General features: G+C 65.6%; 6 protein-coding genes and 1 pseudogene. 5 read left to right on the top strand and 2 right to left on the bottom strand.

Going from position 1 to position 4,715, the window contains the following annotated elements; translation table 11 throughout:
• The 5 genes from ABIV12_RS11510 to mutM form a co-directional block, all read left to right on the top strand.
• The coding region (locus tag ABIV12_RS11510) for a hypothetical protein (RefSeq protein ID WP_348059378.1) at window positions 1–252 on the top strand (252 nt) is incomplete at its 5' end.
• Window positions 249–1,010 (top strand): ABC transporter permease subunit, encoded by a 762-nt coding sequence (locus tag ABIV12_RS11505; RefSeq protein ID WP_348059376.1) that lies wholly within the window; start codon window positions 249–251, stop codon window positions 1,008–1,010. The genes ABIV12_RS11510 and ABIV12_RS11505, both read left to right, overlap by 4 nt.
• Window positions 1,010–2,362 (top strand): DUF4350 domain-containing protein, encoded by a 1,353-nt coding sequence (locus tag ABIV12_RS11500; RefSeq protein WP_348059374.1) that lies wholly within the window; start codon window positions 1,010–1,012, stop codon window positions 2,360–2,362. The genes ABIV12_RS11505 and ABIV12_RS11500 overlap by 1 nt, the downstream gene beginning before the upstream one ends.
• 8 nt (window positions 2,363–2,370) lie before the next feature.
• Entirely contained in the window at window positions 2,371–2,886 is a 516-nt protein-coding gene (locus ABIV12_RS11495) for a hypothetical protein (RefSeq protein ID WP_348059372.1), read from the top strand.
• 3 nt (window positions 2,887–2,889) lie between these two features.
• Window positions 2,890–3,702, top strand: coding sequence for a bifunctional DNA-formamidopyrimidine glycosylase/DNA-(apurinic or apyrimidinic site) lyase (gene mutM, locus ABIV12_RS11490; RefSeq protein ID WP_348059370.1), 813 nt, complete (start codon window positions 2,890–2,892; stop codon window positions 3,700–3,702).
• 12 nt (window positions 3,703–3,714) lie between these two features.
• On the opposite strand, the gene ABIV12_RS11485 is transcribed toward mutM, so the two are convergent.
• Window positions 3,715–4,476 (bottom strand): hypothetical protein, encoded by a 762-nt coding sequence (locus ABIV12_RS11485; RefSeq protein WP_348059368.1) that lies wholly within the window; start codon window positions 4,474–4,476, stop codon window positions 3,715–3,717.
• Window positions 4,473–4,715, bottom strand: a pseudogene (locus tag ABIV12_RS11480) (thymidine kinase); the annotation flags it as partial. The gene ABIV12_RS11485 and the pseudogene ABIV12_RS11480, both read right to left, overlap by 4 nt.

Raw genomic sequence — 4,715 nt, 5'->3', positions numbered from 1 at the left:
CTGTTCCGCGTTGGCGTCAGCCGGTCGATGAGTGACGCCGACTGGTCGACCCTGTCGCACGTTGCTGCGGCGGATGCGATCGACGGACGGCACTGGCGCGTGCGACTGAAGCCTGGAGTGAGTGTGAGCGAGCTTGCGTCTGCCGTGGTCGAGCGCGGATTCGGATTGGAGGAACTGCGCGCCGAGAACGCGGCGCTCGAGCAGGTGTTCCTCGCAATCGCAATCGGCGAACCTGCGGCCGCGGCCGCATGAGCGCTGCGACGCTGATCGCGCGCCACGAGTGGCGCCGTCTGCATGTGCAACCGTTTGCGTGGCTGCTGTGCGCGGTGGTCCTCGCGCTGATGGCCTGGCAGTTCCTGCTGTCGCTGCAGGGCTACCTCGACGTTGCACCGAAACTCGGCGCGCTGAAAAACGCACCCGGCGTCACCGACCTGGTCGCGATTCCATTGCTGCGCAGCTTCAGCAATTTGCTCGTGCTGCTCGTGCCATTGATCACGATGCGCAGTTTCGCCGGAGAGCGCGGCGCCCACACGCTCCCGTTGCTGCTGGCGAGTGGCGTCGGCAACGCACGGATTGTCGTCGGCAAATACGTCGGTGCGCTGGGACTGGTGTGGTTGCTGGTCGGCCTCGTCGCGCTGATGCCGCTGACGCTTGGATTCGGCGCCCAGCTCGACGTCGGCAAGATCGGTGCAGCCGTTCTCGGACTGCTGTTGTTCACCGTTGCACTGACCGCGATCGGCATCGCGGCGAGCACCTGGGCATCGCAGCCGGCGCTTGCCGCAGCGATTGCGCTGGCGATCAGCAGCCTGCTGGCGGTCGTCGACGCTGGAGCCCGCATGCAGGGCATCTCCAACAGCGGCATCAACTACCTCGCGCTCCCGACGCATCTGGAGCCGCTTTTCCGTGGCCTGGTCGCGAGTGTCGACATCGTCTATTTCCTGCTCGTCGCGGGCGTCGCGCTTGCGCTGGCGACGCGCCGACTCGACGCATTGCGCTCAAGGCCCGATTGATGCGCGAGCGCCTCACCAACGCGTTGCACACCGTGCTGATCCTCGTGGCGGCGGGGCTGGTCGCGTTCCTCAGTACGCGCTTCGGCTTCAACAGCGATGTCAGCCATGCGCACAGCGCGAGTCTCGGCGATACGTCGGTGGCGATCCTGAAAACACTCGACGCGCCGGTCGAGGTCGTCAGCTATGCGCGCCGCCAGGGCAATCTTCGCGCGGTGATCGCCGATTTCGTCGATCGTTACCGGCGCGCGAAGCCGGATCTGGCGTTGCGCTTCGTCGATCCCGATGCCGACCCGGGCGCGATGCGCGAAGCGGGCGTGAACGTCGACGGCGAACTGGAAATTCACTACCGCGATCGCAGCGAACGTCTCAAGGTCTTGAGCGAAGCGGAGTTCTCGGGCGCGTTGCTGCGACTGTCGCGCGCACGCGAGCGAATCGTCGCGTTCCTCGAAGGCGAAGGCGAGCGTCAACCGCTCGGCAAGGCGAATGCGGATCTCGGCCAGTTCGTCACGGCCTTGGGCGAACGTGGCCTTCGCGCGGTTCCTCTGCCGCTGGCGAATGCAGGCAAGGTTCCGGACAACGCCGATCTCGTCGTGATCGCCGATCCGCAAGTGGCGGTGCCGGAAGCCGTGGTTGCCGAACTCGTCGACTACGTCGCGCGCGGCGGAAATCTTCTTTGGCTCGCGGAGCCCGATTCCCGAGCGGGGCTCGATGCGCTCGCGAGCGCGTTGTCGCTGCGCGTGCTGGCGGGAACCGTGGTCGACGGCAACGGCCAGGCGTTCGGCCTCAGCGATCCGACTTTCGTCGCGGTCGATCACTACCCGGACCATCCGATCACGCGCGATTTCGCGTTGGCGACGCTGTTCCCGCAACCCGCCGCACTCGCGCAGCTGGCGGATTCGCACTGGGACACGAAGTCGATTCTTCGATCCAGCGAAAAGTCGTGGAACGAGACCGGACCCATTCCCAAAGCCGGCGAAGACAGCGCAAATATCCGCCAGGATCCGGATGCGGGCGAGATCCCCGGCCCACTCGATCTGGGCTTTGCGCTGTCACGCATCTCGCCACGCCCAGACCGCCGCGAGCAACGCGTGGTCGTGCTGGGCGACGGAGATTTTCTCTCCAACAGTTTTCTCGGAAATGTCGGCAACCGTGAATACGGCCAGCGCGTGTTCGACTGGCTGCTTGGCGACGACGCGCAGATCGCAATTGCCGACCGGAGTGCGCCTGACCGCGAGCTCGATCTGTCGCAAGGGGCGCTCACTGCACTGGCCGCAACCTTTCTTGTCGTGCTGCCGCTGCTGTTCGCCGCAATCGGCGGATTGATCGCCTGGCGCCGACGTCGGCGAACCTGAGCCGCGCGATGAACCGGCGAACGCGCACCAATGGATTCCTCGTTGCGATGGTCGGGCTGCTGGGCGCTGGCGTGTATGCAGAGCTGCGTCGGGAGGACGCGATTGCGACCCAGCCGATCACCGAGATCGACCCGACGCATGTACGCGATATCCACATCCGCTGCAGCGAGTGTGCGCCGCGACATTTCGTCAAGAGCGACGGCCATTGGCAAATGGTCGAGCCGCTGGTCGGCGCCGCCAACGATGCGCGCATCGAGCGGATCGCGGCGATTGCGCGTGCACCGGTCCGTTTTCGCCACGCCGCGAGTGAGCTGGTTGCGACGCGGCTCGGCCTCGACCCGCCGTGGGCCACGTTGCAGCTCGACGACACGGTGATCGCATTTGGCACCACCGACGCGATCCACGGCGATCGCTACGTGCGCGTCGGCGACACGATCGCGCTGGTGCCCGACCGATTCAGCGCGTTGCTGTTCACCAAACCCGAAAGCGAACTTGCGACACCCGTGGTCGCGCCAAAGGACTGATCCTTGCCGGAACTACCCGAAGTTGAAACCACTCGGCGAGGACTCGCGCCGCACCTCATCGGACGTACGGTCGTCGGGCTCGATATCCGCCAACCGAAGTTGCGCTGGCCGATCCCGCAATCGCTGGTGGACGCACTGCCCGGGCAGCACGTCGAAGCGATCGAGCGACGCGCGAAATACCTGCTCGTGCACACACAGCCGGGGAGTGCGTTGCTGCATCTGGGCATGTCCGGGTCGTTGCGCGTGCTGCCGGCAAGCACACCGGTTGGCCCGCACGATCACGTCGACTGGCGCCTCGACTCCGGGAAGATCCTGCGCTACACCGATCCGCGCCGCTTTGGCTGTCAGCTGTGGCAGCCACGCGGCGAAATCCACCCGCTACTCGTCGGTCTCGGACCGGAGCCGTTGGCGGAGAATTTCGACGGAGACGTGCTGTGGACCGGCTCGCGCGGACGCAGGGCTGCGGTGAAACTGTTCCTGATGGATCAGGCGGTCGTCGTCGGCGTCGGCAACATCTACGCAAGTGAAGCGCTGTTCGCCGCCGGCATCCACCCGAAGCGTGCCGCGGGTGCGGTCTCGCGCAACCGGTACGCGCGCCTCGCCGGGGAAGTAAAGCGCATCCTTGCGTATGCGATCCGCCGGGGCGGGACGACCTTGCGCGACTTCATCAATCCCGACGGCGCGCCCGGCTATTTCGAACAGGAACTGTTCGTCTATGGCCGCGGAGGCCAGCCGTGCAAGGTGTGCGGTACCCCGATCAGAACGTCCGTCATCGGGCAGCGATCGACGTTCCACTGCCCGCGCTGCCAGCGCTAGGCGGTTCGCACGTCAATCCGGCCAGCGCAGAGCGAGGTGCCGGTTGTTGAACGCAGCATCGTCGATTGAACCCGCATGGCGGATCGTCATTCCGGACGGCGCGCCTTCGATGTCCAGCGCCATGCCATCCGCGACAATGCCGCCGAGCGCCTGGAAGCGCACGAACCGGTCGGCCAGTTCGCCGGCGATGTTTGCCGCATGTGGCGGAACGTTGCGGATATCGATGTCCGGTCGCGCGAACTTGCGCATCCCGCGCGTGTGCACGTGCATCCGACCCGTCGATTTGTCGTCCTCGTCGCAGAGAATCAGAACGTGGTCGCGCGGTTCGAACGCATCACCATCGAAGAACCGCTCGCGCCACTGCGGCGCCGCGAGCATCGACAGGGTCTGCGGATCCACCACTGCGATCGCTCCGCTGTCGCACAGCGCAGCGATCGTTCCGACCAGATCGCGCAGCACGTCGAGGTCGGACGGATCGGCGATCGCCCCGCGCAGCATCACGCAGTCGCGGGCACTTTTCATGCGTTCGAACAGTTGCGCGCTCTCTTCCCACAACACGCGTCCCAGCGTGCCGCCAAGCGGATAGCCGTCCCACGTCGACAGCGCCTTGTTCTCATAGCGTACGACTTCGAAACCCGCCGGCGTTCCGCGAGTGCGGTACGTCACGGCGTCGATGCGGAAATCCGGATCGAGGTCGCCGAAGACGAACCACAACAGAAACGCCGGATCCCCGCTGTCCTGCCACTGCGGCCGCGGCCAGTGTGCGTCGCTCATTGGAGTTCCTCATTGGTGCCAAGCGGAAGCACCGGCTGTTGCAGTTCGACGCGACCTTCACCCGACATGATTTTCTTGAATTCGGCGCGACTCACCGACACATAGCGGTCGTTGCCGCCAATCTCGACCTGCGGCCCATCGGTGACCGCGCGGCCGTGTTCGTCGACGCGCACGACCATCGTCGCCTTTCGGCCGGTGTGGCAAATCGTCTTGATCTCGATGAGGTTGTCGGCCCACGC

This window comes from Dokdonella sp., from assembly GCF_039926425.1.
GTDB lineage: Bacteria > Pseudomonadota > Gammaproteobacteria > Xanthomonadales > Rhodanobacteraceae > Dokdonella_A.
This window is presented reverse-complemented; position numbering and strand designations above follow the sequence as displayed.